Source organism: Pseudomonas sp. B21-017, assembly GCF_024749245.1.
Lineage (GTDB): Bacteria > Pseudomonadota > Gammaproteobacteria > Pseudomonadales > Pseudomonadaceae > Aquipseudomonas.
Map to the genome: position 1 here is coordinate 1,037,107 of NZ_CP087194.1, position 26,903 is coordinate 1,064,009.

At 59.1% G+C, this 26,903-nt stretch carries 28 protein-coding genes and 1 other RNA gene; 22 read left to right on the plus strand and 7 right to left on the minus strand.

The genetic code is table 11. The features are described from left to right. Positions 1-70 precede the first annotated feature (70 nt). A complete protein-coding gene (locus LOY28_RS04490; RefSeq protein ID WP_258613134.1) occupies positions 71-715 on the plus strand; it encodes an MBL fold metallo-hydrolase in 645 nt (214 codons plus the stop codon). Between the two features lie 104 nt (positions 716-819). Further along, on the plus strand, positions 820-1,551 hold the full coding sequence (locus LOY28_RS04495) for an OmpA family lipoprotein (RefSeq protein WP_018930113.1): 732 nt from the start codon (positions 820-822) through the stop codon (positions 1,549-1,551). Between the two features lie 150 nt (positions 1,552-1,701). On the opposite strand, the gene LOY28_RS04500 is transcribed toward LOY28_RS04495, so the two are convergent. Further along, positions 1,702-2,136, minus strand: a complete 435-nt coding sequence (locus tag LOY28_RS04500) for a YhcB family protein (RefSeq protein WP_018930114.1) — start codon at positions 2,134-2,136, stop codon at positions 1,702-1,704. Positions 2,137-2,280: 144 nt separating this feature from the next. Here LOY28_RS04500 and LOY28_RS04505 point away from each other — a divergent pair, with 144 nt between their 5' ends. The 3 genes from LOY28_RS04505 to zapE all read left to right on the plus strand — a co-directional run bounded on the left by LOY28_RS04505 (position 2,281) and on the right by zapE (position 5,490). Further along, positions 2,281-2,925, plus strand: a complete 645-nt coding sequence (locus LOY28_RS04505) for an alpha/beta hydrolase (protein ID WP_019582363.1) — start codon at positions 2,281-2,283, stop codon at positions 2,923-2,925. Between the two features lie 24 nt (positions 2,926-2,949). Then, positions 2,950-4,305 (plus strand): tryptophan--tRNA ligase, encoded by a 1,356-nt coding sequence (locus LOY28_RS04510; protein ID WP_111455294.1) that lies wholly within the window; start codon positions 2,950-2,952, stop codon positions 4,303-4,305. Positions 4,306-4,395: 90 nt separating this feature from the next. Beyond that, positions 4,396-5,490, plus strand: coding sequence for a cell division protein ZapE (zapE, locus tag LOY28_RS04515; RefSeq protein ID WP_019582361.1), 1,095 nt, complete (start codon positions 4,396-4,398; stop codon positions 5,488-5,490). 85 nt (positions 5,491-5,575) lie between these two features. On the opposite strand, the gene LOY28_RS04520 is transcribed toward zapE, so the two are convergent. Beyond that, positions 5,576-6,472, minus strand: a complete 897-nt coding sequence (locus LOY28_RS04520; protein ID WP_172901249.1) for a GlxA family transcriptional regulator — start codon at positions 6,470-6,472, stop codon at positions 5,576-5,578. A gap of 244 nt (positions 6,473-6,716) precedes the next feature. On the opposite strand from LOY28_RS04520, the gene LOY28_RS04525 reads away from it, so the two are divergent. After that, complete coding sequence (locus LOY28_RS04525) at positions 6,717-7,853, plus strand: acyl-CoA dehydrogenase family protein (protein WP_018930117.1); 1,137 nt, start codon at positions 6,717-6,719, stop codon at positions 7,851-7,853. A 129-nt stretch (positions 7,854-7,982) separates the two neighbouring features. Here the strand turns inward: LOY28_RS04525 and LOY28_RS04530 are convergent, their stop codons facing one another. Continuing rightward, the gene (locus LOY28_RS04530) at positions 7,983-9,023 is read right to left on the minus strand and encodes an NADP(H)-dependent aldo-keto reductase (protein WP_258613135.1); all 1,041 of its coding nucleotides are present in this window, start codon (positions 9,021-9,023) and stop codon (positions 7,983-7,985) included. A 245-nt stretch (positions 9,024-9,268) separates the two neighbouring features. On the opposite strand from LOY28_RS04530, the gene rplM reads away from it, so the two are divergent. From rplM to LOY28_RS04565, 7 genes are all read left to right on the plus strand, one after another. Further along, a complete protein-coding gene (rplM, locus tag LOY28_RS04535) occupies positions 9,269-9,697 on the plus strand; it encodes a 50S ribosomal protein L13 (protein WP_007939824.1) in 429 nt (142 codons plus the stop codon). Between the two features lie 14 nt (positions 9,698-9,711). Next, positions 9,712-10,104, plus strand: a complete 393-nt coding sequence (gene rpsI / locus LOY28_RS04540) for a 30S ribosomal protein S9 (RefSeq protein WP_003228056.1) — start codon at positions 9,712-9,714, stop codon at positions 10,102-10,104. A gap of 267 nt (positions 10,105-10,371) precedes the next feature. Then, positions 10,372-10,965, plus strand: a complete 594-nt coding sequence (gene petA / locus LOY28_RS04545) for a ubiquinol-cytochrome c reductase iron-sulfur subunit (RefSeq protein ID WP_007939825.1) — start codon at positions 10,372-10,374, stop codon at positions 10,963-10,965. Then, complete coding sequence (locus LOY28_RS04550) at positions 10,965-12,176, plus strand: cytochrome bc complex cytochrome b subunit (protein ID WP_018930119.1); 1,212 nt, start codon at positions 10,965-10,967, stop codon at positions 12,174-12,176. The genes petA and LOY28_RS04550 overlap by 1 nt, the downstream gene beginning before the upstream one ends. Then, the gene (locus LOY28_RS04555) at positions 12,176-12,958 is read left to right on the plus strand and encodes a cytochrome c1 (RefSeq protein WP_018930120.1); all 783 of its coding nucleotides are present in this window, start codon (positions 12,176-12,178) and stop codon (positions 12,956-12,958) included. The genes LOY28_RS04550 and LOY28_RS04555 overlap by 1 nt, the downstream gene beginning before the upstream one ends. 150 nt (positions 12,959-13,108) lie before the next feature. Beyond that, a complete protein-coding gene (locus LOY28_RS04560) occupies positions 13,109-13,726 on the plus strand; it encodes a glutathione S-transferase N-terminal domain-containing protein (protein WP_007939828.1) in 618 nt (205 codons plus the stop codon). A gap of 16 nt (positions 13,727-13,742) precedes the next feature. Further along, positions 13,743-14,156: a ClpXP protease specificity-enhancing factor gene (locus LOY28_RS04565; protein ID WP_064616201.1), complete on the plus strand. Its 414-nt coding sequence runs from the start codon at positions 13,743-13,745 to the stop codon at positions 14,154-14,156. Positions 14,157-14,253: 97 nt separating this feature from the next. Here LOY28_RS04565 and LOY28_RS04570 read toward each other — a convergent pair whose 3' ends face one another. The 4 genes from LOY28_RS04570 to LOY28_RS04585 all read right to left on the minus strand — a co-directional run bounded on the left by LOY28_RS04570 (position 14,254) and on the right by LOY28_RS04585 (position 17,700). After that, entirely contained in the window at positions 14,254-14,832 is a 579-nt protein-coding gene (locus LOY28_RS04570; RefSeq protein ID WP_018930122.1) for a BON domain-containing protein, read from the minus strand. Continuing rightward, the gene (locus LOY28_RS04575; RefSeq protein ID WP_008025961.1) at positions 14,829-15,422 is read right to left on the minus strand and encodes a phosphoheptose isomerase; all 594 of its coding nucleotides are present in this window, start codon (positions 15,420-15,422) and stop codon (positions 14,829-14,831) included. Before LOY28_RS04575 ends, LOY28_RS04570 begins: the two co-directional genes overlap by 4 nt. A 104-nt stretch (positions 15,423-15,526) precedes the next feature. Continuing rightward, positions 15,527-15,889: a YraN family protein gene (locus LOY28_RS04580; RefSeq protein WP_018930123.1), complete on the minus strand. Its 363-nt coding sequence runs from the start codon at positions 15,887-15,889 to the stop codon at positions 15,527-15,529. Further along, entirely contained in the window at positions 15,889-17,700 is a 1,812-nt protein-coding gene (locus LOY28_RS04585) for a penicillin-binding protein activator (protein WP_018930124.1), read from the minus strand. The genes LOY28_RS04580 and LOY28_RS04585 overlap by 1 nt, the downstream gene beginning before the upstream one ends. Positions 17,701-17,877: 177 nt before the next feature. Here LOY28_RS04585 and rsmI point away from each other — a divergent pair, with 177 nt between their 5' ends. The 9 genes from rsmI to mraY all read left to right on the plus strand — a co-directional run bounded on the left by rsmI (position 17,878) and on the right by mraY (position 26,901). Then, positions 17,878-18,783: a 16S rRNA (cytidine(1402)-2'-O)-methyltransferase gene (gene rsmI / locus LOY28_RS04590; RefSeq protein ID WP_018930125.1), complete on the plus strand. Its 906-nt coding sequence runs from the start codon at positions 17,878-17,880 to the stop codon at positions 18,781-18,783. Between the two features lie 76 nt (positions 18,784-18,859). Continuing rightward, positions 18,860-19,213, plus strand: an RNA gene (gene rnpB, locus LOY28_RS04595) — RNase P RNA component class A. Positions 19,214-19,567: 354 nt separating this feature from the next. Beyond that, the gene (gene mraZ, locus LOY28_RS04600) at positions 19,568-20,023 is read left to right on the plus strand and encodes a division/cell wall cluster transcriptional repressor MraZ (protein WP_003205355.1); all 456 of its coding nucleotides are present in this window, start codon (positions 19,568-19,570) and stop codon (positions 20,021-20,023) included. Next, positions 20,020-20,967, plus strand: a complete 948-nt coding sequence (gene rsmH, locus LOY28_RS04605) for a 16S rRNA (cytosine(1402)-N(4))-methyltransferase RsmH (protein ID WP_370741162.1) — start codon at positions 20,020-20,022, stop codon at positions 20,965-20,967. The genes mraZ and rsmH overlap by 4 nt, the downstream gene beginning before the upstream one ends. After that, the gene (gene ftsL, locus LOY28_RS04610) at positions 20,964-21,257 is read left to right on the plus strand and encodes a cell division protein FtsL (RefSeq protein WP_003205353.1); all 294 of its coding nucleotides are present in this window, start codon (positions 20,964-20,966) and stop codon (positions 21,255-21,257) included. Before rsmH ends, ftsL begins: the two co-directional genes overlap by 4 nt. Further along, positions 21,257-22,996, plus strand: a complete 1,740-nt coding sequence (locus LOY28_RS04615) for a penicillin-binding protein 2 (protein ID WP_018930129.1) — start codon at positions 21,257-21,259, stop codon at positions 22,994-22,996. Before ftsL ends, LOY28_RS04615 begins: the two co-directional genes overlap by 1 nt. Continuing rightward, entirely contained in the window at positions 22,996-24,459 is a 1,464-nt protein-coding gene (locus LOY28_RS04620) for a UDP-N-acetylmuramoyl-L-alanyl-D-glutamate--2,6-diaminopimelate ligase (protein ID WP_018930130.1), read from the plus strand. The genes LOY28_RS04615 and LOY28_RS04620 overlap by 1 nt, the downstream gene beginning before the upstream one ends. After that, a complete protein-coding gene (gene murF, locus LOY28_RS04625; protein WP_258613136.1) occupies positions 24,452-25,819 on the plus strand; it encodes a UDP-N-acetylmuramoyl-tripeptide--D-alanyl-D-alanine ligase in 1,368 nt (455 codons plus the stop codon). Before LOY28_RS04620 ends, murF begins: the two co-directional genes overlap by 8 nt. Next, positions 25,819-26,901 (plus strand): phospho-N-acetylmuramoyl-pentapeptide-transferase, encoded by a 1,083-nt coding sequence (mraY, locus tag LOY28_RS04630; RefSeq protein ID WP_008016698.1) that lies wholly within the window; start codon positions 25,819-25,821, stop codon positions 26,899-26,901. The genes murF and mraY overlap by 1 nt, the downstream gene beginning before the upstream one ends. Positions 26,902-26,903: the final 2 nt, after the last annotated feature.

Sequence of the window (26,903 nt, forward strand, 5' to 3'; positions counted from 1 at the left end):
CTTGCGATCTGTATCGGCGAGTGACGTAGAATCGTGAAGCCGGAACTCCAGTGTTTGCTCAGGATTGCCCATGACCGTCATCGCTCCAACGCTCATTCGCGAAACCTTCCCCGTCGGCCCTTTGCAGTGCAACTGCACAATCATCGGCGACCCGATCACCAAAAAGGCCATCGTGGTCGATCCGGGAGGTAATCACGAACTGATCCTCGCCCGTCTCGACGCCCTGGGCCTGAAGGTGGTCAGCATCATTCACACCCACGCACACCTCGATCACTTCCTCGCCTCCGGTCAGTTGAAGGAGAAAACCGGCGCGACCCTGCACCTGCATAAGGACGATCAGTTCCTCTGGGACAACCTGGAGATGCAGTGCCAGATGTTCGGTGTGCCTTACACCCCGGTGCCATCGCCGGATCGCTGGTTGGCCGACGAAGAAGAGCTGGCCTGCGGTTGTGGTGTTGCGTTGCACACGCCGGGTCATACGCCAGGTTCCATGAGCTTTTGGTTTTCAGAGGCTAAGCTGCTGATTGCCGGTGACACGCTGTTCAAGCGGGGGGTAGGGCGCACGGATTTGTGGGGCGGCGATCAGGCGACGCTCGTGCGGTCGATCAAGCAGCGGTTGTATACCCTCGACGAAGAGGCCACCGTAGTGGCCGGGCATGGTCCGGACACCTGTCTGGGCGATGAAATGCGCGGTAACCCCTTTGTGCGAGCTTGAATGGCACTGACGGAATTTTTGTTGTTGCCAGTGATCCAAAGCCCGCAAAGGTTCATTGCTTAAGTCCGTTGCACCACAGAATGCAAAAAAGTAGGAGCTCCTCCATGTTCACCTCGCGTCGTTTGATTGTTGTCGCTACTGCGGTGGCTCTGTTGTCCGGTTGCGCATCGCCGAACCCTTATGACAACCAGGGTCAGGCCGATGGCAGCTCCACGGGCATGAGCAAAACCGCCAAATACGGTGGCCTCGGCGCCTTGGCCGGTGCGCTGGCCGGTGCTGCCATCAGCCACGATAACCGTGGCAAGGGCGCGCTGATTGGCGCCGCTGTGGTGGGTGCTTCTGCCGCCGGTTACGGTTACTACGCCGACCAGCAAGAGAAAAAGCTGCGCGCCAGCATGGCCAACACCGGGGTTGAGGTGCAGCGCCAGGGCGATCAGATCAAGCTGATCATGCCGGGTAACATCACGTTCGCCACCGATTCGGCGAACATTGCCTCAAGCTTCTACCAGCCGCTGAACAACCTGGCGGGCTCGCTCAAGGAGTTCAACCAGAACCAGATCGAGATCGTCGGCTACACCGACAGCACCGGCAGCCGCCAGCACAACATGGACCTGTCCCAGCGTCGCGCCCAGAGCGTAGCGACTTACCTGACCTCACAGGGTGTCAGCGGCGCCAACCTGTCGGCACGTGGTGCCGGGCCGGATAACCCGATTGCCAGCAACGGTGATGCCAATGGCCGGGCACAGAACCGCCGCGTCGAGGTCAACCTGAAGGCGATTCCGGGCCAGCAATACGGCGGTCAGCAACAGCCAGGCACTGTTCAGCAGTACCCATAAGAGGCTGACCTCTTCCTGAAATGAAAATGCCCGATCCTTAAAGGATCGGGCATTTTTTTGTGTCGCTTGTTCAGGCGATGAAAACTTCAGAATAAAAAAGCCCTCGGACAATCACTCGTCCGAGGGCTTTTTGTGTCGCGCGAAACCTGATTACTTCTTCAGGCCGTAATGCTCATCGAGCATGCCCGGCGCGTTCGGGGCTTTGGGAGCGTAATCGCGAGGCGGTTCCTGATCGCGCGGTGGCGTCAGGCGTTCCCGTGGAGCCTGCACCGCGTCAGCGTGCAGGGCAGCCAGCAAGCGTTGGCGAGTCTGCTCGTCCAGGGCCAGGCGGTTGGCACCCTCGGCGAGATGATCCTGCACTTCCTGATAGCTCTGAGTCAGTTTCTTGACCAGGGATGCAGTGCTGTTGAAGTGGGTGACCACTTCGTTCTGATACTTGTCAAAACGTTCCTGAATATCATCCAGCTGACGTTGCGTGCTGCTCGGAGCGGCATTCGGCACCAGGCGAGCGATCAGGAATCCAATGGCGACACCCACAACCAGGGCAAGAGTCGGCAACAACCAAACTAAGAGCGAGTGTTCCACGAGTCCTTCCTCTATAAACGGCTTTGCTTTACGTTAACGGCTCGAACCTGCGCTGTATACCGCGATTCACTCGCAATAGATTGGCACAGACAATTTGCTAGACGAGTCGACCCGATTCGAGGTCACGGAGTTCCTTCCTTGCTTATGCGCGAAACCCCTGTAGTGATTGATGGCCCGGTGGGTCAGTTGGAAGCCCTGTATCTGGAAAACATGAGCCCGGACAATGAGCAGCCCCGCGGCCTGGCGCTGATCTGCCATCCGAACCCGGTGCAGGGCGGCACGATGCTCAACAAAGTCGTCTCGACCCTGCAGCGCACCGCGCGGGACGCCGGTTTGATTACCTTGCGTTTCAACTACCGTGGCGTCGGTGCCAGTGAAGGCTCGCACGACATGGGCTCCGGCGAAGTCGACGATGCCCAGGCAGCGGCCGAGTGGCTGCGGGCCAAACATCCTGAATTACCTTTGACCCTGTTCGGTTTCTCCTTCGGCGGTTTTGTTGCAGCCAGTCTCGGCGGACGGCTGGAGGCCAAGGGTGAGCAGATCAAGCATCTGTTCATGGTCGCGCCTGCTGTCATGCGTCTGGGCGATCAGGATCAACTGCCGCACCAAGGTACATTGACCCTGATCCAGCCGGAAACCGACGAAGTGATCGATCCGCAGCTCGTTTACGATTGGTCCGACGCACTCGATCGCCCCCATGAGCTGCTGAAAGTGGCAGAATGCGGACACTTTTTTCATGGCAAGCTGACCGATCTCAAGGATCTGATCCTGCCGCGTCTTTCGAATTGATTGCAGTCTGACAAGCGATTACCCATGACGACTCGTACCCGTATCCTCACCGGCATCACCACCACCGGCACGCCGCACCTGGGCAATTACGCGGGGGCTATCCGCCCGGCGATTCTTGCCAGCCGCGATAGCAATGCCGATTCGTTCTACTTCCTGGCCGACTACCACGCCCTGATCAAATGCGATGACCCGCTGCGCATCCAGCGCTCGCGTCTGGAAATCGCCGCGACCTGGCTGGCCGGTGGCCTGGACGTGGACCGGGTGACGTTCTATCGCCAGTCCGACATCCCGGAAATCCCGGAGCTGACCTGGCTGCTGACCTGCGTGGCCGCCAAGGGCTTGCTCAACCGTGCCCACGCCTACAAGGCGTCGGTGGACAAGAACGTCGAGAATGGCGAAGACCCGGATGCGGGCATCACCATGGGCCTGTACAGCTACCCGGTGCTGATGGCCGCGGACATCCTGATGTTCAACGCCCACAAGGTGCCGGTCGGTCGTGACCAGATCCAGCACGTGGAAATGGCCCGTGACATCGGCCAGCGCTTCAACCACTTGTTCGGCCAGGGCAAGGAGTTCTTCACCATGCCCGAAGCGCTGATCGAGGAAAGCGTCGCCACGCTGCCAGGCCTCGACGGTCGCAAGATGTCGAAGAGCTACGACAACACCATTCCGTTGTTCAGCAGCGCCAAAGAGATGAAAGACGCGATTTCGCGGATCGTGACCGACTCCCGTGCCCCGGGCGAAGCCAAAGATCCGGACAACTCGCACCTGTTCACCTTGTTCCAGGCTTTCGCTACACCGGCACAAGCCGACGAGTTCCGCAGCGAATTGCTCCAGGGCCTGGGTTGGGGCGAGGCGAAGAATCGCCTGTTCCAGTTGCTGGACAACGAGTTGGGCGAGTCCCGCGAGCGTTATCACCAACTGATCGAGCGTCCGGCGGATCTGGAAGACATCCTGCAACACGGCGCGAAAAAGGCCCGTGCAGTGGCCACGCCGTTCCTCAACGAGTTGCGTGAAGCGGTCGGCCTGCGTTCTTTCGTCGCCCAGACTCAAGTCGCTGCCACCACCAAGAAGAAAGCCGCGAAAGCCGCGCGTTTTGTCAGCTTCCGTGAAGACGATGGCAGTTTCCGCTTCCGTCTGCTGGCGGCCGATGGTGAGCAGCTGCTGCTGTCGCGGCACTTCGCCGATGGCAAAACCGCAGGTCAGGTGACCAAACAACTGCAATCCGGCCAGCCATTGGACGTGCGCAGTGAAGACCTGAACTTCAGCGTCTGGCTGGAAGGCGAGTGCGTGGCCGACAGCCCGGCCTTCGCCGACAGTGCTGCTCGCGATGCTGCCATCGGCGCATTGCGGGTTGCACTGACACCGGTTCAGGAATAAACAACGGTTCGGTCCGACCAAGGGCCGATTGCCATTCCCACGGGCCGTCGCTACAGTGACGGCCCGTTTTTGTTGCCTTGCTAACGAATTATGACGCCCCTAGAACGATACCAAGCTGATCTGAAACGCCCGGAATTCTTCCACGATGCTGCGCAGGAAACGGCAGTGCGTCATTTGCAGCGCCTGTACGACGATCTGGTCGCGGCCTCGCAGAACAAACCGGGCCTGCTCGGCAAACTGTTTGGCAAGAAGGACCAGGCGCCGGTCAAAGGCCTGTATTTCTGGGGCGGCGTGGGTCGCGGCAAGACTTACCTGGTCGACACCTTCTTCGAAGCGCTGCCGTTCAAGGAAAAGACCCGCACTCACTTCCACCGCTTCATGAAGCGCGTGCACGAAGAGATGAAGACTCTGGGCGGCGAGAAAAACCCGCTGACGATCATCGCCAAGCGCTTTTCCGACGAGACGCGAGTGATCTGTTTCGATGAATTCTTCGTCTCCGACATCACCGACGCCATGATCCTTGGCACGCTGATGGAAGAACTGTTCAAGAACGGCGTGACCCTGGTCGCGACCTCGAACATCGTGCCGGACGGTCTGTACAAGGACGGCCTGCAACGTGCGCGCTTCTTGCCGGCCATTGCGCTGATCAAGCAGAACACCGAGATCGTCAACGTCGACAGCGGCGTCGATTACCGTCTGCGTCACCTTGAGCAAGCGGAGCTGTTCCACTTCCCGCTGGATGAAGCCGCCCAGGAAAGCCTGCGCAAGAGTTTCCGGGCCCTGACGCCGGAATGCACGGCTGCCGTCGAGAACGACGTGCTGATGATCGAGAACCGTGAAATCCGCGCCGTGCGCACCTGCGATGACGTGGCTTGGTTCGACTTCCGCGAACTGTGCGACGGCCCGCGCAGCCAGAACGACTACATCGAACTGGGCAAGATCTTCCATGCCGTGTTACTCAGCGGCGTCGAGCAGATGAGCGTCACCACCGACGACATCGCCCGACGTTTTATCAACATGGTCGACGAGTTCTACGACCGCAACGTGAAGCTGATCATCTCCGCCGAAGTCGAGCTTAAAGACCTCTACACCGGCGGTCGCCTGACCTTCGAGTTCCAGCGCACGCTTAGCCGCTTGCTGGAAATGCAGTCTCACGAATTCCTGTCCCGGGCGCACAAGCCGTAGGACATTTCGGAAAATAAAAAAGGGCCTGCATTGCAGGCCCTTTTTTATGCGCGCTGAAGAGCCAATCTGGATTGGTGTCTAGCTCTTAAGCTGCTTGTTGAAACTGCTGCCGATACTGATTCGGCGACAACTCCGTATGCTGGCGGAACAGTCGGGCGAAGAAGCTCGCATCGTCGTATCCGACTTCATAGCTGATGGTCTTGATGCTCTTGCGGCTGCCGGACAACAAGCCCTTGGCGGTCTCGATGCGCAGGCGTTGCAGGTAATGCAGCGGTTTATCGCCGGTGGCGGTCTGGAAGCGTCGCATGAAGTTGCGGATGCTCATGCCGTGTTCGCGGGCCACGTCTTCGAAGCGGAATTTATCGGCGAAGTGTTCTTCGAGCCAATGCTGGATCTGCAGGATGATCACATCCTGGTGCAGTTTCTGCCCGCCGAAACCGATCCGCCCCGGCGCATAGCTGCGTTGTACTTCGTAGAGAATGTCGCGGGCCACGGCCTGGGCCACGTTGGCACCGCAAAAGCGCTCGATCAGGTAAATGTAGAGGTCGCAGGCAGAGGTGGTGCCGCCGGCGCAATACAGGTTGTCGGCGTCGGTCAGGTGTTTGTCCTGATTGAGGTGAACCTGCGGGAAGCGCTCAGCGAAAGCATTGAAGAAGCGCCAGTACGTGGTCGCTTCCTTGCCGTTGAGCAGTCCGGCTTCGGCGAGCCAGAACACCCCCGTGGCCTCGCCACACAGCACTGCCCCGCGGGCGTGTTGTTCGCGCAGCCACGGCAGGACCTGTGGATAACGTTTGCAGAGCGTGTCGAAATCGTCCCAGAAGGCGGGGAGGATGATGACGTCGGCATTTTCCAGGCCGCCGTCCACCGGCATGATCACGTCGCTGAAGCTGTTCACCGGTTTGCCGTCGGGGCTGACCAGCCGGGTTTCGAACGCCGGTGTCAGGCCGTGGCCCAGTTGTTTGCCATAGCGCAGGCTGGCCAGATGGAAGAAATCCTTGGCTTGCATGAGGGTGGAAGCGAAAACCCGGTCGATAGCCAGGATGCTGACGCGCCGCAAGGGCTTGGAGGCTTGGTTAGACATAATTCAACTTTATTCTTATAGGGGAAAGTGGTCACCAGACGGCTGGATCGTCTTATTTTTTGTCGGATGTGTCCAGTGTCCTGTATCGGAAGCGAGGCTTAGTCTCTGAAGATCAATTCCGTCTGACAATAACGACAGGTGACGCATGATCCCCAGAACCTTGTTCAGCCCCGAGCACGAACTTTTTCGCGACAGCGTGCGAACGTTCCTCGAAAAAGAGGCCGTGCCGTTCCATGGGCAATGGGAAAAACAAGGCTATATCGACCGCAATCTCTGGAACAAGGCGGGGGAGGCGGGGATGCTCTGTTCGCATCTGCCGGAAGAATACGGTGGGCTGGGGGCCGACTTTCTCTATAGCGCAGTGGTGATCGAGGAGGTCGGTCGTCTGGGGCTGACCGGGATCGGATTTTCTCTTCATTCGGACATTGTTGCGCCTTATATCCTGCATTACGGCAGTGAGGCGCTGAAACACAAATACCTGCCCAAGCTGGTGTCTGGCGAGATGGTCACTGCGATCGCCATGACCGAGCCGGGTGCTGGCTCCGACCTGCAGGGGGTGAAGACTACTGCGGTGCTGGAGGGCGACGAATACGTGATCAACGGTTCGAAGACTTTCATCACCAACGGCTTTCTGGCTGACCTGGTGATCGTCGTGGCCAAGACTGATCCGAAGGCGGGGGCGAAGGGCACCAGTCTGTTTCTGGTGGAGGCCAACACGCCGGGTTTCGCCAAGGGCAAGCGCCTGGAAAAGGTCGGCATGAAGGCTCAAGACACCTCGGAGCTGTTCTTCCAGGACGTTCGGGTGCCCAAGGAAAACCTGTTGGGCCAAGCGGGGATGGGCTTCGCTTACCTGATGCAGGAATTACCGCAGGAGCGCTTGACGGTCGCGGTGGGAGGCTTGGCGTCAGCCGAAGCGGCGTTGCAGTGGACGCTGGATTACACCCGTGAACGCAAGGCTTTCGGCAAGGCCATCGCCGACTTCCAGAACACCCGCTTCAAGCTCGCTGAAATGGCGACCGAGATCCAGATCGGCCGGGTTTTCGTCGATCGCTGCCTGGAACTGCATCTGCAAGGCAAGCTCGACGTGCCGACGGCGGCGATGGCCAAGTACTGGGGCACCGACCTGCAATGCAAGGTGCTCGACGAATGCGTGCAGTTGCATGGCGGTTACGGATTCATGTGGGAATACCCGATCGCCCGGGCATGGGCGGATGCGCGGGTGCAGCGGATTTATGCCGGGACCAATGAAATCATGAAGGAGATTATTGCGCGGTCGCTGTAATGCAGCGTGATCGTTCCCATGCTCTGCGTGGGAATGCCGCCATGGACGCTCTGCGTCCGCTTCGGAAGTGACGCGGAGCGTCACGGGATGCATTCCCACGCAGAGCGTGGGAACGATCGTCGACGTAAGTTACGGTGCCGGATTCGGCTGATCCTGGTGTATCGCCTCAATGCCTGCCAGCACTTCATCCGACAGCTTCAAATCGACGCTGGCAATGTTGCTGTCCAGTTGCTCAAGCGTGGTGGCGCCAATGATGTTGCTGGTTACGAACGGTTGCTGCGTGACGAACGCCAGTGCCATCTGCGCCGGGTCCAGGCCGTGTTCACGAGCCAGTGCCACGTAACGGCTGCACGCTGCTTCCGACTGCGGGTTGAAATAGCGGCTGAAGCGGCTGTAGAGGCTCAGGCGACCTTTTGGCGGACGCGCGCCACCTTCGTACTTGCCCGACAGAAAGCCGAACGCCAGTGGCGAGTAGGCCAGCAAGCCACATTGTTCGCGGATGGCAATTTCCGCCAGGCCGACTTCGAAGCTGCGATTGAGCAGGTTGTAGGGGTTCTGGATGGATACCGCGCGAGGCCAGCCACGGGCTTCGGCGAGGGCAAGGAAGCGCATGGTGCCCCACGGGGTTTCGTTGGACAGGCCGATGTGGCGGATCTTGCCAGCCTTGACCTGTTCGTCCAGCGCTTCGAGGGTATCCTCCAGTGGCGTCAGATTGGCTTCGATCTTGTGTTTGTAACCGAGCTGGCCAAAGAAATTGGTACTGCGTTCCGGCCAGTGCAGTTGATAGAGGTCGATGTAATCGGTCTGCAAGCGCTTGAGGCTGGCGTCCACGGCTTCGCGGATGTGTTGGCGGTTGTGCCGCAGGTTTTTGTCGCGAATGTAGTCGATGGTATTGCCGGGGCCGGCGATCTTGCTCGCCAGGATCCAGTCGGCGCGATCGCCGCGACTTTTGAAGTAGTTGCCGATGTAGCGCTCGGTGGTGGCGTAGGTGTCGGCCTTGGGCGGCACCGGGTACATCTCGGCGGTGTCGATGAAATTGATCCCGGCGCCCTTGGCGCGTTCGATCTGGGCGAAGGCTTCAGCCTCACTGTTTTGCTCGCCCCAGGTCATGGTGCCGAGGCAGATGGCGCTCACGTTCAGATCGGTACGGCCTAGCTGGCGATAGTCCATCGGGTGCTCCTTGGGCAAAACAATCATAAAAGCAGGTTGAAATATTTTTCGCAATCTGCATAATTGCGCACCTCTTTCTGCAGTGGAAGTGATGCGCCGCCGCCGAAGAATCTTGCCGTTGAACGGACGCGCCGACCCGAGCCCCCGAAAGCGTCTGTATCCGGCTGCCTTTGACTTGTCAAAGTACGCACTATTCAGTAAGATCCGCCGTCTAATTTACAGGGCGGCCCCTGAGGCTATAAAGAATGAAAACTTTTACTGCTAAACCGGAAACAGTAAAGCGCGACTGGTTTGTCGTCGACGCTGCTGGTCAGACCCTGGGTCGTCTGGCCACTGAAATCGCGAGCCGTCTGCGTGGCAAGCACAAGGCTGAGTACACTCCTCACGTTGACACCGGCGACTACATCGTCGTAATCAATGCTGAGCAAGTACGTGTTACTGGCGCTAAAACCACTGACAAAATGTACTACTCCCACTCCGGTTTCCCGGGCGGCATCAAGTCGATCAACTTCGAAAAGCTGATCGCTAAAGCCCCTGAGCGCGTGATCGAGACCGCGGTCAAAGGCATGCTGCCTAAGAACCCGCTGGGTCGCGACATGTATCGTAAGCTGAAAGTCTATGCGGGCGCTGCTCACCCTCATACTGCTCAGCAGCCCCAAGAACTGAAGTTTTAACGGAATAGTTCATTATGTCGGCGACTCAAAATTACGGCACTGGCCGTCGCAAGACTGCAACCGCACGCGTTTTCCTGCGTCCGGGCACTGGTAACATCTCCATCAACAACCGTTCGCTGGATAATTTCTTCGGCCGCGAAACTGCCCGCATGGTAGTTCGTCAGCCGCTGGAATTGACTGAGACTGTCGAGAAGTTCGACATCTACGTCACCGTGATCGGCGGTGGTGTAAGTGGTCAAGCTGGCGCAATCCGCCACGGTATCACTCGCGCTCTGATGGACTACGACGAAACTCTGCGCTCTGCTCTGCGCAAAGCTGGCTTCGTAACCCGCGATGCACGTGAAGTTGAACGTAAGAAAGTCGGTCTGCGTAAAGCGCGTAAGCGTCCGCAGTACTCGAAGCGTTAATTCGCTTTCACGTTCAAAAAGAACGCCCAGTTTCCTTGCGAAGCTGGGCGTTTTTTTATGGGCGCTATTTATCAACGAATTGCGCTGTGACAACTTGCCACATCCGCAGAGGCCCTATACTACAAGGCTTGGCAGTGGAGCCCTTCGGTAATTACCTTGTCAGAATTGGGGCTTTTCATTACCATTCGGCAAAATTTTTATAAGTTCAGATTTTTACTTAGTAGACGCCTGATTTAACAGGCCACAAAGCTGATGGGAGAGGACTGAATGAGCAATGACGGCGTGAATGCAGGCCGGCGTCGCTTCTTGGTAGCAGCCACATCCGTGGTGGGTGCTGCAGGAGCGGTGGGGGCTGCGGTCCCGTTCGTGGGGTCATGGTTTCCCAGTGCCAAGGCGAAAGCCGCAGGTGCACCGGTGAAAGTGAATGTCAGCAAAATCGAGCCAGGCCAGCAAATGATTGCTGAGTGGCGCGGCCAGCCGGTGTTCATCGTCCGCCGTACCGAGGAAATCCTGGGGAATCTGAAAAAGATTGAGGGCCAGCTGTCTGACCCCGCCTCCAAGAACTCGACGCAACCGACCTATGTCGACCCGCAGACGCGTTCGATCAAGCCAGAAGTCCTGCTGCTGATCGGTATCTGCACTCACCTGGGGTGCTCGCCGACCTTCCGTCCAGAAGTGGCACCTGCCGATCTGGGCAAGGATTGGGTCGGGGGCTACTTCTGCCCTTGCCACGGTTCCCACTACGATTTGGCTGGCCGCGTCTACAAGTCGCAACCCGCGCCTTTGAACCTGCCAGTTCCCCCGCATTCCTATGAGACCGATGACATCATTGTCGTTGGCGTCGATACGGAGAAAGCGTGATGAGCAAGTTCATGGATTGGGTTGATGCGCGCTTCCCCGCGACCAAAATGTGGGAAGACCATCTCAGCAAGTATTACGCCCCGAAGAACTTCAATTTCTTCTATTTCTTTGGCTCCCTGGCGCTGCTCGTTCTGGTCAACCAGATCGTTACCGGTGTCTGGCTGACCATGAGCTATACCCCGTCGGCGGAAGAAGCATTCGCTTCCGTCGAATACATCATGCGCGACGTCGAGTACGGCTCGATCCTGCGTCTGCTGCACTCCACTGGCGCTTCGGCGTTCTTCATCGTGGTTTATCTGCACATGTTCCGTGGCCTGCTCTACGGTTCGTACCAGAAGCCGCGTGAGCTGGTGTGGGTGTTCGGCATGCTGATCTACCTGGCGCTGATGGCTGAAGCCTTCATGGGTTACCTGCTGCCGTGGGGCCAGATGTCCTACTGGGGCGCCCAGGTGATCATCTCGCTGTTCGGTGCGATCCCGGTCATCGGAAACGACCTGACCCAGTGGATCCGTGGTGACTACCTGATTTCCGGTATTACCCTGAACCGTTTCTTCGCCTTGCATGTGGTTGCCTTGCCGATCGTGATCCTTGGCCTGGTGGTGCTGCACATTCTGGCGTTGCACGAAGTGGGTTCGAACAACCCGGACGGCGTGGACATCAAGAAACACAAAGACGAAAACGGCGTACCGCTGGACGGCATTGCTTTCCATCCGTACTACACCGTGAAAGATATCGTCGGCGTGGTGGTGTTCCTGTTCATCTTCTGCGCGATCGTGTTCTTCTTCCCGGAAATGGGCGGCTACTTCCTCGAGAAGCCGAACTTTGAAGTGGCGAACGCCTTCAAGACCCCTGAGCACATCGCTCCGGTCTGGTACTTCACGCCGTTCTACGCGATTCTGCGGGCAGTTCCGGACAAGCTCCTGGGTGTTGTTGCCATGGGTGCTTCGATTGCCTTGCTGTTCGTCCTGCCCTGGCTTGACCGTAGCCCGGTCAAGTCCATGCGCTACAAGGGCTGGCTGAGCAAGATCTGGCTCTGGGTATTCTGCATCTCCTTCGTGATTCTTGGCTGGCTGGGCGTAATGGCGCCTACCCCGGAACGTACGTTGCTGTCGCAGGTTTGTACCTTCCTGTACTTCGCCTACTTCATTCTGATGCCGTTCTACACCAGGCTCGAGAAGACCAAACCGGTTCCGGAAAGGGTGACTGGCTGATGAAAAAACTATTTGCTGTACTGATTCTTGCTGCTCTGCCAGCACTGTCCTTCGCGGCCGAACACGGCGGCCCAGAGCTGGAAAAAGTCGACATCGACGTTTCCGACAAGGCTGCCATGCAGGATGGCGCACGTACGTTCGCCAACTATTGCATGGGCTGCCACAGTGCCAAGTTCCAGCGCTACGAGCGTGTCGCCGATGACCTGGGCATTCCTCACGAGCTGATGCTCGAGAAGCTGGTGTTCACTGGCGCCAAGATCGGCGACCACATGAGCATCGGCATGCAGCCGGCTGACGCCAAGACCTGGTTTGGTGCGGCGCCACCCGACCTGACACTGGTGGCTCGCGTTCGTGGCACGGATTGGCTCTATGGCTACCTGCGTTCGTTCTATGAAGACCCGTCGCGTCCATGGGGCGTGAACAACAAGGTGTTCCCGAACGTCGGCATGCCTAACGTTCTGGTCGGCTTGCAGGGTCGCCAGGTGGTAGGCTGTAAACAGGTTCAAGTCGTCGATGACGGCAAGAAGCAGTTCGATCCGCTGACCGGCACCGCTTTGACTCATGAAGCCTGCGATCAACTGACCGTATTGCCGAAAACCGGCACGCTGACCGAAGAGCAGTTCAACGAGAAGGTCAAGAATCTGGTGACCTTCCTGGCCTACTCGGCCAACCCGGTGAAGCTGCAGCATCAGCGCATCGGTACCTATGTGTTGCTGTACCTGGCGTTCTTCTTCGTATTCGCTTACTTGCTCAAGCGTGAATACTGGAAAGACGTCCATTGATAACGTTGTAAGCCATTGCTGTTAATCGCACGCGCCCAGGGGCGTCTCTGAAGGTGTAACGAGTCTGGTGATCCAGGCGTTACGGGAGGCGCCCTCTGGGCGCGCGTGTTTTTCCGTTTTCGATAATTTCAACAAGCGAGGAGGACCGCCATGGGCGTGACCAATCGGTTGGCCTGTTACTCCGACCCCGCCGACCACTATTCCCACCGAGTGCGCATCGTACTTGCAGAGAAGGGTGTCAGCGCCGAGATCATTTACGTGGAGGCTGGTCGTCAGCCGCCTAAACTGATTGAAGTGAACCCTTACGGAAGCCTGCCCACCCTGGTCGATCGTGACCTGGCGTTGTGGGAGTCGACCGTGGTGATGGAATATCTGGATGAGCGTTACCCGCATCCGCCACTACTGCCGGTTTATCCTGTGGCGCGTGCCAACAGCCGCCTGCTGATTCATCGCATTCAGCGTGACTGGTGTGGCCTGGTGGATCTGATTCTGGATTCGCGGACCAAGGAAGCAGCTCGCGTGGTGGCTCGTAAAGAGCTGCGCGAAAGCCTGACAGGCGTGTCGCCGCTATTCGCCGACAAGCCGTTTTTCCTCAGTGAGGAACAAAGTCTGGTGGATTGCTGCCTACTACCAATACTCTGGCGATTGCCGATTTTGGGTATAGAACTGCCGCGGCCTGCCAAGCCGCTGCTTGATTACATGGAGCGCCAGTTTGCGCGTGAGGCTTTCCAGGCGAGTCTGTCTGGTGTCGAACGCGACATGCGCTAAGGCTTAAGGAGCCGCTATGAACTCCAGTCGACCTTATCTGGTCCGCGCGCTCTACGAGTGGATTGTGGACAACGATTGCACCCCGCACATGCTGGTCAATTCCGAGTATCCGTCGGTACAGGTGCCTCAGGGTTTTGCCAGTGACGGGCAGATTGTCCTGAACGTATCCCCGGCAGCCGTGCGTCATTTGCACATGGATAACGAGGCGGTCAGTTTCGAAGGGCGCTTCGGTGGCGTGCCGCACACCCTGTACGTGCCTATCGCGTCGATCCTGGGTATTTACGCTCGGGAGAACGGCCAGGGCATGGTGTTCGATATGGAATCGCCGCTAGAGGACGAGGAAGACATCGAGCCGGATGATGATATCCCGCCACCCGACAGCGAGCCGCCGCGTCCCAGCGGTCGACCCAGTTTGAAGGTGGTGAAGTAATAAAAAAGGCGATCCGCAAGGATCGCCTTTTTTATTACTGTAGGAGCCAGGCTTGCCGGCGAAGGCGATCTCAAGGATGCCATCGCGTAAGCAAGTATCAGTCGATGTACTCAAACAGCTTCACAATCTTCTGCACGCCAGAAACGCCTTGCACCAGATTGGTCGCCTGCGCCGCTTCCTGCTTGGTCAGCAGGCCGAGCAGATAAACGATGCCGTTCTCGGTCACAACCTTGATGCGCGAGCCCGGGATGGAGGGGTCGGTGAGCATCTGAGTCTTGATCTTGGTGGTCAGCCAAGTGTCGTTCTGGCGTGCCAGCAGCGAGGAGGGCTGCAGCACTTGCAGTTCGTTGTGCACCTTCTTCACGCGCTGAACGGAGGCGGCGACCTGTTCGGCCTTGGCCTTGAGGTCGGCGCGCGGGGTTTGCCCGGCGAGCAACACAACACCGTTGAAGCTGGTTACGACGATGTGCGAATCGTTGTCCAGGGCCGGATCGGCCTTGGCGATGTTCACGCCGACCTTGGTGTCGATCAGAGAGTCGTCGATCTTGCTGCCGAAGGTGCGCGTACCGCGGTCATCTTCGATCGGCGCTTCACGGCTGGCGTTAACCACTGATGTGCAGCCGCTGATGCCGAGGCACAGGGTCAAGGCCAGAAGGCTTAGGCGATTAGGGGTCATTCTTCACTCCCGAACAGTTGGCTGTCGATCAGATCGCAAAGGCAATGGATCGCCAGCAGGTGGACTTCCTGAATACGTGCAGTGACATTGGCCGGTACGCGAATCTCGACGTCTTCAGGCAATAGCAGCGATGCCATGCCGCCGCCATCGCGACCCGTCAATGCTACGACAATCATTTCACGATCATGTGCGGCCTGGATCGCTTGAATAATGTTCGCCGAGTTGCCGCTGGTGGAAATCGCCAGCAATACGTCGCCCGGCTGGCCGAGGGCGCGGATCTGTTTGGAGAAGATTTCGTTGTAGCTGTAATCGTTGGCAATCGAGGTGATCGTCGAGCTGTCGGTGGTCAGCGCAATGGCTGGCAGGCTCGGACGTTCACGCTCGAAGCGATTGAGCAGCTCGGACGAAAAGTGCTGTGCATCGCCGGCGGAGCCACCGTTGCCGCACGAAAGCATTTTGCCCTCGTTGAGCAGGGCGTTGACCATCACCTGGCTGGCTTGCTCGATGTGCGGTGCAAGTACGTCCATCGCCATTTGCTTGGTGTCGATACTGGCCTGAAAAAGCTGGCGAATTCGGGATTGCATGTCCATCTGTGTGACCTTAATTAGCGCGGCTACTTGGCACATGAATGTGCAGCCCGCAAAGCAAAGAGCAAAAGTGTTGGGTGTAGGTGTCCGGTTCGGGGCGCAAGCGATCAGCAGTCGAAGGCATTTTGCATCCAGTTCAACTGATCGAGGCTGCTGTCGATGGCAACCACGTCGAAGCGGCAGGGGGAATCGGCCCAACGCGACTCGCGCTGAAGAAAATACTGCGCGGCGAAAATCAGTTTCTGCCGTTTGCGCCCATCGATGCTATCGAGCGCGCCACCCCATTGGGTGTTTTTTCTGTAGCGGACTTCGACGAATACTACTGTATCGCCATCAAGCATGACCAGATCAAGCTCGCCGCGTTTGCATAACCAGTTCTGCGCCAGCAGGCGCAGACCTTGTTGCTGAAGATGCTCGAGCGCATGGCGCTCGGCATCCTTACCGCTTTGCTGGCGTGACCTGTCGGGCATCAGTGCGAGGTGTCCGGCAGGCGTTGAACCTGACCGTTGACGAACTCTGCCCATGGCAACTGACGCACGACCCGTTGATTCTGAGTCATGCCCAGGCTGCCCGATTGACCTTCGATGCGGCTGTCCGGCAAGGCCTTGAGTTGCCCCAGGCGTGGTGCCAGGCGATAGGCGTCAACGCCCATCGCGTATAGACGGCCCAGGCTGCCAGCGGCTTGTGGCCATTGTGCGGTGACCTGTTTGCGCAGCGGGTCGTTGGCATCCAGCAGCCATGGGGTTTCGCAGAAGCGAATACCGTTCATGTCGTTGTACTGGTTCTGGTCGCCGCTGGCGCTGAACACGTGGGAGGTGGCGTAAACCGGCACGTCACCCGCGTACTGGAAGTTCAGGGTCGGTTTGATCTGTTGAGCCTGTTGCGGCGTCGCGGCCAGGAAGATGAACTCGATGTCCTGACGACGCGAAGGCTGGGCAGCTACCTGCGAGCCAACGGTGTTTTGCAGGCTCTTGGCGCGGCCTTCGCTCTGACGCAGCTGGAACATGTCGGCAATTTGCTGGGCCAGTTGCACCGGTTGGTCGACGCGCTCGGTCGCGACAATGCTGCCGCCGTTGGCTTGCCAATCCTGGCTGAATGCTCTGAGTACGCGGTCACCCCATTCGCCTTTCGGCACCATGATGGCGGCGCGATGCAAGCCATCGGCGCGCGCACGACGGGATACTTCGCGGGCTTCGTCTTCAGCGGCAAGGCCGAATTGGAACAGCTGGGCCGGACCTTGTTCGCCTTCGCTGTAGTTCAGCGCCAGGGTGGTGATTGGCAGTTGCGGGCGAGCGCTGAGCTGTTTGACCAGCGGTTTTTCCAGCGGCCCGACCACCAATTGCACGCCGTCGGCCTGGGCCTTGCGATAAAACTCGTCGAGGGAGGTCAGGCGCGAGCTGTCATAGAACTCGATGGCTGGCGGCTTCTGCCCGGCTTGTTGCGCCTGGTAGTGTGCGGCCATGAAACCTTCGCGCAATGCTTTGCCGACTGAGGCCAGCGGGCCGTCTTGCGGCAGCAGCAGGGCAATCTTGCTCAGGGGCTGGCTGGCCAGATCCTTGAGTTTGGTCAATGGCAGCGGCAGCTGGATGGCGGCCGGGTGCTTTGGATTGTTCGCGCGCCAGTTGTCGATCGCGGCTTGCTGCTGTTCCAGGGTGCCAGCTGTTTTCACTGCCCGGGCCAGGCTCAACCAGCCGCCGAGGTCGTCGTCGGTGGTCGGCTGCAATTGATCGGTCGGCAGTGAAGCGATCAGGGTCCAGATCGCTTCGTGGTTTTTGCTCGCAGCTTGATCGCTCAGCATGGGGGCGATGAAAATGCGCTCCCGTGCGGCGGCCAGGGTCTGGCCGTCGGCCTCAAGGGCGCGGGCATGGACGGTGCCGGTGCGAACCTGTTGTTCGGCTGGCAGTTCGCTCAGGCGTTGCAGGCTCGGATGGCTTAGGGCCGTCAGCGCCGCTTTGGGCTGATTGCGCACCATGGCCAATTCAGCCGCCAGGGTGCTGGCGAAGACCTGTTGGCCAGGCTTGAGTTGTTCCATCGGTACTTGTTGCAGAATTTGCGCGGATTGGCCGGCATTGCCCTGACGATAAGCCAGGTCTGCCGCGCTCAAGCGCAGCAAGGCTGCCTTGTCCGGCGTTTTACTTTGAGTGGCCTGTTCGAGCAGTTGCTCGACACTGGCATCCGGGGTCCGTGGAAGTTCGCCAAGGCTGGAGGAGGGCGAGCTGGCGCAAGCCGCCAGCAAGGCAGCGAGGCAGAGGGCAGAGAACAGCCGCAGGCAAGCGATCATGTAAGTGTTCCTGATACTCGATCAAATAAGCGTGGAATTGTACCCAAGCGCTGGCCGGGGCGCGATGTTACTGGCGTGAATCGATCAATTTAGCTCATGCAAATGTTGCGACACTGCACAAAAGGCTGGAAAACCGAGGGTTGCTTGCAGGTATCGCGAATGTCGCTACGCGCTACAATGGCGGCTTTTACCGATCATGAGGTGTGCGCTTTGACTGCTCCAGGTGCTTTGAATTCCGCTGCTGGCTCGCTTTATGTGGTGGCGACGCCCATCGGCAACCTGGACGACATCAGTGCGCGTGCGCTGAAGATCCTGCGCGAGGTTTCGTTGATTGCTGCCGAAGACACTCGCCATTCCCAGCGATTGATGCAGCACTTCGGTATCCCCACGCCGCTGGCGGCCTGCCATGAACACAACGAGAGGGATGAAGGCAGTCGCTTTATCACTCGCTTGCTCGCTGGCGACGATGTGGCATTGATCTCCGATGCCGGGACACCGCTGATTTCCGATCCGGGTTATCACCTGGTGCGTCAGGCCCGTGCCGCAGGGATCAATGTGGTGCCGGTTCCGGGGGCCTGTGCATTGATTGCGGCGCTCTCGGCGGCGGGGTTGCCATCGGACCGTTTCATCTTCGAAGGGTTTCTACCGGCCAAGGCTGTCGGCCGACGCGCTCGCCTGGAACTGATAAAAGAAGAGCCGCGCACGCTGATCTTTTATGAAGCTCCACACCGCATCCTTGAATGCCTGCAAGACATGGAGCTGGTATTCGGCGCCGATCGTCCGGCATTGCTGGCGCGCGAGTTGACCAAGACCTTCGAAACCCTTAAAGGCTTGCCGCTGGCCGAGCTGCGCGAGTTCGTCGAATCGGACAGCAACCAGCAGCGCGGCGAGTGCGTAGTGCTGGTCGCTGGCTGGTCTGCTCCCGAGACTGAGGACGCTGTCAGCAGCGAAGCCATGCGTATTCTCAATCTGCTGCTTGAAGAAATGCCGCTCAAGCGTGCGGCGGCATTGGCGGCGCAAATTACTGGCGAGCGCAAGAATGTGCTCTATCAGGTTGCGCTGGATAAGCAGAAGGGCGAGTAAAAAAGCGACGCGCAGCGCCGGCCAGAGGCTTTTAGAGCTTGTTCTTCGACCGCTCTGCCGTTAATCTTCGCGGCGGAGAGTCGATCGGACAGTCGCTGCCCTCTATGAAAATTAGGGGGGGGAGGAAAGTCCGGGCTCCATAGGGCGAAGTGCCAGGTAATGCCTGGGAGGCGTGAGCCTACGGAAAGTGCCACAGAAAATAACCGCCTAAGCGCTTCGGCGCCGGTAAGGGTGAAAAGGTGCGGTAAGAGCGCACCGCACGTCTGGCAACAGTTCGTGGCTAGGTAAACCCCACTTGGAGCAAGACCAAATAGGGTCCCAAGGCGTGGCCCGCGCTGGGACCGGGTAGGTTGCTAAAGATGTCCAGTGATGGCCATCGTAGACGAATGACTGTTCAAGACAGAACCCGGCTTACAGATCGACTCTCCACCTTTTTTTCTCTCTGCTTCAATCATTGGCAGCGATATGCGTAATGGCAGTTTCCCTCCCTGCTGAATCAATAGCAGAAGCGCTTTTGTAATACCGAAAAAATCTTACTCTTAACAAACTACTTTAACTTCTGAACGCAGCCTTCTGTGCTGATTCAAGTTATTGAACGAATTCATCCGCCAGATTCTCGTTTCCCCTCCTTTTACACTCCTAAATCTCCGTTCTGTAAGGCTTTTCCTTCTATCCGCGCCTTGACGGTGTGGTGGGCGCATTCCTATAGTGTGCGCAAGTGGCGGAAAGTGGCATGAAGTGGGTTTTTTGAGCGCAAAACGCTAATATTTGGAGAAACGCTGACGTGTTTCGCGGAGCTAACGCTATCAGTCTCGATGCAAAGGGCCGTCTCGCCATGCCGAGCCGGTACCGTGACGAGCTCGTTTCGCGTAGTTCCGGTCAATTAATCGTCACCATCGATGCCGTTGATCCGTGTTTGTGTGTTTATCCCCTCGATGAGTGGGAAATTATCGAAACCAAATTGCGTGCACTGCCTTCGCTTCGCGAAGAAAACCGCCGCCTGCAACGTTTACTGATTGGTAATGCCGTCGACCTCGAGCTCGATGGCAGTGGTCGTTTTCTGGTCCCGCCGCGTCTTCGCGAATATGCCAAGTTGGATAAGCGCGCAATGTTGGTAGGCCAACTGAACAAGTTCCAATTGTGGGACGAGGATGCCTGGAATGCGGTTTCTGCCGCTGACCTGGCTGCTATTCAACAACCGGGCGCCATGCCTGATGAACTGCGTGATTTGATCCTGTGACTATTGATAGCGGCTTTAACCACATCACCGTACTGCTTGACGAAGCCGTCGAGGCTCTCGCCGTACGTCCTGATGGCTGCTATCTGGACGGCACGTTCGGACGCGGCGGACATAGCCGGTTGATCCTCAGCAAGCTCGGGCCCGATGGTCGGTTACTCGGGTTCGACAAAGATCCTCAAGCGATTGCCACCGGGCAAACGCTAGCGGCCGAAGACGGCCGCTTTGTCGTTGTACAGCGCAGCTTTGCCGAGCTCGGTTCGGAAGTCGCCGAACGCGGTCTGACCGGCAAGGTCAGCGGTGTTCTGCTTGACCTGGGCGTGTCTTCGCCTCAGCTCGACGACCCTGAGCGCGGCTTCAGTTTTCTCAACGACGGCCCGTTGGACATGCGAATGGACCCGTCCCGCGGGATCAGCGCCGCCGAGTTCGTCAATACCGCGCCGGTGGAGGAAATCGCCCGGGTGTTCAAGGAATACGGCGAAGAACGTTTCTCCGGCCGCATGGCGCGTGCCGTGGCCGAACGTCGCGACATCAAGCCGTTCGAGCGCACTGCCGATCTGGCAGAAGTGCTGAAAGTCGCCAACCCTGCATGGGAAAAGGGCAAGAACCCGGCCACCCGTGCATTCCAGGGGCTGCGTATTCACGTCAACAACGAGCTGGGCGATCTGGAAGCCGGTCTCGAAGCCGCTCTGGAGTGCCTGGAAGTCGGCGGTCGCCTGGTGGTGATCAGCTTCCACTCGCTGGAAGACCGCATCGTCAAACTGTTCATGCGTAAACTGGTGAAAGGCGAAGCCGACAACCTGCCGCGCAACTTGCCGGTCCGTCACGTCGCCTTCGAACCGAAAATCAAAGTCCATGGCAAAGCGCAGTCCGCCTCCGAGGCCGAACTCAAAGCCAACCCACGTTCCCGTAGCGCCATCATGCGCGTCGCGGAGAAACTGCGGTGAGCAAGCTTTTCGCCAAACCACTTCCCGGCGGAAGCTTTTTCATGCTGCTGCTGTTTATCGGTGTGCTCGTGTCGGCCATCGGCGTGTCCTATAGCGCGCACTGGAACCGTCAGCTGTTGAATTCGCTGTACAACGAATTGAGCGTGCGCGACAAGGCGCAGGCGGAGTGGGGCCGGTTGATTCTCGAACAAAGCACCTGGACCGCCCACAGCCGTATCGAAGTGTTGGCGACCGAACAACTGAAGATGCGCATTCCTGGCGCTGCTGAAGTGCAGATGGTGGCGCCATGATGAAACTCGAAGGTGCACTCTTCCCGTGGCGATTCCGTCTGGTGCTGGGCTTGCTCGGCATCATGGTGGTGGCGATTTCCTGGCGCATCATTGATCTGCAAGTGGTCGACCGTGACTTCCTTAAAGGTCAGGGCGACGCGCGCAGTGTTCGTCATATTCCAATCCCGGCTCACCGTGGTCTGATCACCGACCGTAACGGCGAGCCGTTGGCCGTGAGTACCCCGGTCACCACCCTGTGGGCCAACGCCAAGGAAATGCAGCTGGCCAAAGAGAAATGGCCGGCACTGGCGGCTGCCTTGGGGCAGGATCCCAAAGCCCTGGCCGAACGTCTCGAAGCCCAGGCCAACAAAGAATTCATCTACCTGGTGCGCGGGCTGACCCCTGAGCAGGGCCAGGCTGTGCTCGATCTGAAAGTGCCGGGCGTTTATGGCATCGAAGAATTCCGGCGTTTCTACCCGGCCGGTGAAGTCACCGCCCACATGGTCGGCTTTACCGACATCGACGATCACGGACGCGAAGGCGTCGAGCTGGCCTACGACGAATGGCTGGCCGGGGTGCCCGGCAAGCGACAGGTCATCAAGGACCGGCGCGGCCGGCTGATCAAAGATGTCCAGGTCACCAAAAACGCCAAGGCCGGCAAGCCCTTGGCGTTGTCCATTGACCTGCGCCTGCAATACCTGGCCAACCGCGAACTGCGCAACGCGATCATCGAGAACGGCGCCAAGGCCGGTAGCCTGGTGATCATGGACGTGAAGACCGGCGAGATTCTCGCCATGGTCAACCAGCCGACTTACAACCCGAACAACCGTCGCAACCTGCAACCGGCGATGATGCGCAACCGCGCGATGATCGACGTGTTCGAGCCGGGTTCGACCATGAAAGCGATCTCCATGAGCGCCGCGATCGAAACCGGGCGCTGGAAACCGAGCGACACCGTCGAGGTGTACCCGGGCAGTTTGCAGATTGGTAAATACACCATCAAGGACGTATCCAAGACCGAAGGTCCGGTGCTCGACCTGACCGGTATCCTGATCAATTCCAGTAACGTCGGCATGAGTAAGGTCGCGTTCGATATCGGCGGCGAAACGATTTTCCGTCTGGCACAGAAAGTTGGCCTCGGCCAGGACACCGGCTTGGGTTTCCCGGGTGAGCGCGTCGGCAACCTGCCGAACTACCGCGAATGGCGCAAGGCTGAAACCGCCACGCTGTCCTACGGCTACGGTATTTCCGTGACCGCGATCCAGTTGGTCCACGCCTTCTCGGCCCTGGCTAACAATGGTCGCCTCGCGCCGTTGACCCTGATCAAAACCGACAAGGCGCCGCAAACCACTCAGGTGCTGCCGGAAGCCGTCGCGAAAACCATGCAAGGCATGCTGCAACAAGTGATCGAAGCCCCGCGCGGCGTATTCCGTGCGCAGGTGCCGGCGTATCACGTGGGCGGCAAGTCGGGTACTGCGCGTAAGACGTCGGTCGGAACCAAAGGCTACGCCGAGAACTCCTACCGCTCGCTGTTCGCCGGTTTCGGCCCGATGAGCGACCCGCGTTACGCGATCGTGGTGGTGATCGACGAACCGACCAAGGCCGGTTACTTCGGTGGTCTGGTATCGGCGCCGGTGTTCAGCAAAGTGATGTCCGGGACCTTGCGCCTGATGAACATCACCCCGGACAACCTGCCAGCCACTCAACAAGCGAACGCCGCACCGGTCGTTCCGCTGAAAGCTAATGGAGGGCGCGGCTGATGTCGCTGAGCCTGAACAAGATTTTCGCCCACGCCGGCCATGATCTATTGATCCGCGAATTGGCGCTGGACAGCCGTAACGTACGGGCAGGTGATTTGTTCCTTGCGGTCCCTGGTGGCAAGTTCGACGGTCGTGCGCACATCGCCGACGCCTTGCAGCGCGGTGCTGCCGCCGTGGCTTATGAAGTCGAAGGCGCGACCGTGCTGCCGATTACCGACGTGCCGCTGATTCCGGTCAAAGGCCTGGCGGCGCAGCTGTCGGATATCGCCGGGCGCTTTTACGGCGACCCGAGCCGTCACATGAACCTGATCGGCGTGACCGGCACCAACGGTAAAACCAGCGTGACCCAGTTGGTCGCGCAAGCCTTGGATTTGCTCGGTCAACACTGCGGTATCGTTGGCACTTTGGGCTCCGGTTTCCATGGCGCGCTGGAAAGCGGCTTGCACACCACGCCGAACCCGATTGCGCTGCAAGCAACCCTCGCCGACCTGAAAAAGGCCGGTGCCAAAGCCGTGGCCATGGAAGTCTCTTCCCATGGGCTGGATCAGGGCCGCGTAACCGCGCTGGCCTTCGATGTGGCGGTGATGACCAACCTGTCGCGCGATCATCTGGATTACCACGGCACCATGCAGGCCTATGGCGAAACCAAGGCCAAGTTGTTTGCCTGGAATGATCTGAAGTGCCGGGTGGTCAACCTCGACGACGATTTTGGCCGGCAACTGGCGGCTGATGAGGGTGAGTCGCGGCTGATCACTTACAGCCTGGAAGACTCCCGCGCTTACCTGTATTGCCGCGAAGCGCAGTTCAGTGACGAAGGCGTGCGCGCCACGCTGGTTACCCCGCAGGGCGAACACCATTTGCGCAGCACCTTGCTCGGCCGTTTCAACCTGAGCAACGTGTTGGCCGCGGTCGGTGCCTTGCTCGGTCTGGACTACGCGCTGGACGAAATCCTCAACGTGCTGCCGAAACTCGAAGGCCCGGCCGGTCGCATGCAGCGTCTGGGCGGCGGCACTCAGCCGTTGGTGGTGGTCGATTACGCCCACACGCCGGATGCGCTGGAAAAAGTCTTGATGGCCCTGCGTCCTCACGCCAAAGGCCGGTTGCTGTGCCTGTTCGGTTGCGGCGGTGATCGCGATCGCGGCAAGCGTCCGCTGATGGCTGAAGTGGTCGAGCGTCTGGCCGATGGTGTGCTGGTCACCGACGACAACCCGCGCACCGAAGACCCCGCTGCGATTTTCGACGACATCCGCGCCGGTTTCACCGCTGTGGATAAAGTCACCTTCGTCGCCGGTCGTGGCCAGGCGATTGCCCAGTTGATCGCCAGCGCTTCGGCGGATGACGTGATTGTCCTGGCTGGTAAAGGTCATGAGGACTATCAGGAAATCAATGGCGAACGCCTCGCTTTCTCCGATCTGGTCGAGGCCGATCATGCCCTGACCGCGTGGGAGGTGGCCCATGCTTAAAGCCTTGAAACTGAGCGAACTGACCGGCGCACTGAATGCCCGTCTGATCTCCGTCGATGCCAGCTTCGATGGTGTCAGCATCGACAGCCGCGCGATCAAGCCCGGCCAGCTGTTTATTGCTCTGGCCGGTCCACGTTTCGATGGCCATGACTACCTGAATGACGTCGCCGCCAAAGGCGCCGTGGGTGCACTGGTCGAGCGCGAAGTGGCCGACAGCTCGCTGCCGCAACTGCTGGTCAAGGACACCCGCCAGGCCCTCGGCCAGTTGGGCGCGATCAACCGTGCCGCGTTCACTCAGCCGGTCGCGGCCGTTACCGGCTCCAGCGGCAAGACCACGGTCAAGGAAATGCTGGCGAGTATCCTGCGCACGCGCGGTCCGGTGCTGGCGACCCGTGGCAACCTGAACAATGACCTCGGTGCTCCGCTGACCCTGCTCGAACTGGCTCCGGAACACACCGCCGCCGTGATCGAACTCGGCGCTTCGCGCATTGGCGAGATTGCCTACACCGTCGCCATGACCAAACCCCACGTGGCCATCATCAACAACGCCGGGACCGCCCACGTTGGTGAGTTCGGCGGGCCGGAAAAAATCGTCGAAGCCAAGGGCGAGATTCTCGAAGGGCTGGATGCCGATGGCATCGCCGTGCTGAATCTCGACGACAAGGCCTTCGACATCTGGAAGACCCGTGCCGCCGGTCGAAAAGTGCTGACTTTTGCCCTGAGCAACGTCAACGCCGATTTCCATGCCAGCGACCTGGATCGCGATGCCCGCGGTTGCCCGGCGTTCAACCTGCACAGCCCTGAAGGTGTGGAGCGGGTTCAGCTGAATCTGCTCGGCACCCATAACGTCGCCAATGCCATGGCCGCTGCCGCTGCCGCGCATGCCTTGGGTGTGTCGCTGTTCGGCATCGCCACCGGCCTTGGCGCGGTGCAACCGGTCAAGGGCCGCACCGTCGCGCAACTGGCGCCTAACGGCATGCGCGTAATCGATGACACATACAACGCGAACCCCACCTCTATGTGCGCCGCCGTTGATATACTCGCCGGCTTTTCCGGTCGCACCGTTTTGGTGCTCGGGGATATCGGCGAGTTGGGCGCGTGGGCAGAGCAGGGGCACCGCGATGTGGGCGATTACGCCCGCGGCAAGGTTTCCGCGCTTTACGCCGTCGGGCCAATGATGGCTCACGCCGTGAACGCTTTCGGCGAGCAGGCCTTTCACTTCAGCACACAGGCTGAACTGATCAAGGCCCTGGATGCCGAGCAGGACACAAACACCACCTTTTTGATCAAGGGCTCGCGCAGCGCTGCGATGGAAAACATCGTTGCCGCTTTGTGCGGGACCAGTCTGGAGAAACATTAATGCTGCTGCTGCTAGCGGAGTATCTGCAACAGTTCTACAAAGGCTTCGCGGTCTTTCAGTACCTGACCCTGCGCGGGATTCTCGGTGTACTGACCGCGCTGGTCTTGTCGCTGTGCTATGGCCCGTGGATGATCCGTACTCTGCAGAACCGTCAGATCGGTCAATCCGTTCGCAACGACGGCCCGCAATCGCACCTGTCGAAGTCGGGCACCCCGACCATGGGCGGCGCGCTGATTCTTTCCTCCATCGGCGTCAGCACCTTGCTTTGGGCTGACCTGACCAACCGTTACGTTTGGGTCGTGTTGTTGGTGACCCTGCTGTTCGGCGCCATCGGCTGGGTTGACGACTATCGCAAAGTCATCGAGAAAAACTCCCGCGGTCTTCCGAGCCGCTGGAAGTATTTCTGGCAGTCGGTGTTCGGCCTGGGCGCGGCGATCTTCCTTTATATGACTGCCGCGACGCCGGTGGAAACCACCCTGATCCTGCCGATGCTCAAGGACTACAGCATTCCGCTGGGCGCAGGCTTCATCGTCCTGACCTATTTCGTGATTGTCGGCTCGAGCAACGCGGTCAACCTGACCGACGGCCTCGACGGTCTGGCGATCATGCCCACCGTCATGGTCGGCGGTGGCCTGGGGATCTTCTGCTACCTGTCGGGTAACGTGAAGTTCGCCGAATACCTGCTGATTCCTTACGTACCGGGCGCGGGTGAGCTGATTGTGTTCTGCGGCGCCTTGATCGGTGCGGGCCTGGGCTTCCTCTGGTTCAACACCTATCCGGCACAAGTCTTCATGGGCGACGTTGGCGCGCTGGCGCTGGGTGCGGCCCTGGGCACCATCGCAGTGATCGTCCGTCAGGAAATCGTCCTGTTCATCATGGGCGGTGTGTTCGTGATGGAGACCCTGTCAGTCGTCATTCAGGTCGCCTCTTTTAAACTGACCGGTCGCCGTGTGTTCCGCATGGCACCGATTCACCACCACTTTGAACTCAAGGGCTGGCCCGAGCCGCGCGTGATCGTCCGTTTCTGGATCATCACCGTGATTCTCGTGTTGATCGGCCTTGCCACCCTGAAGCTGAGGTAGAA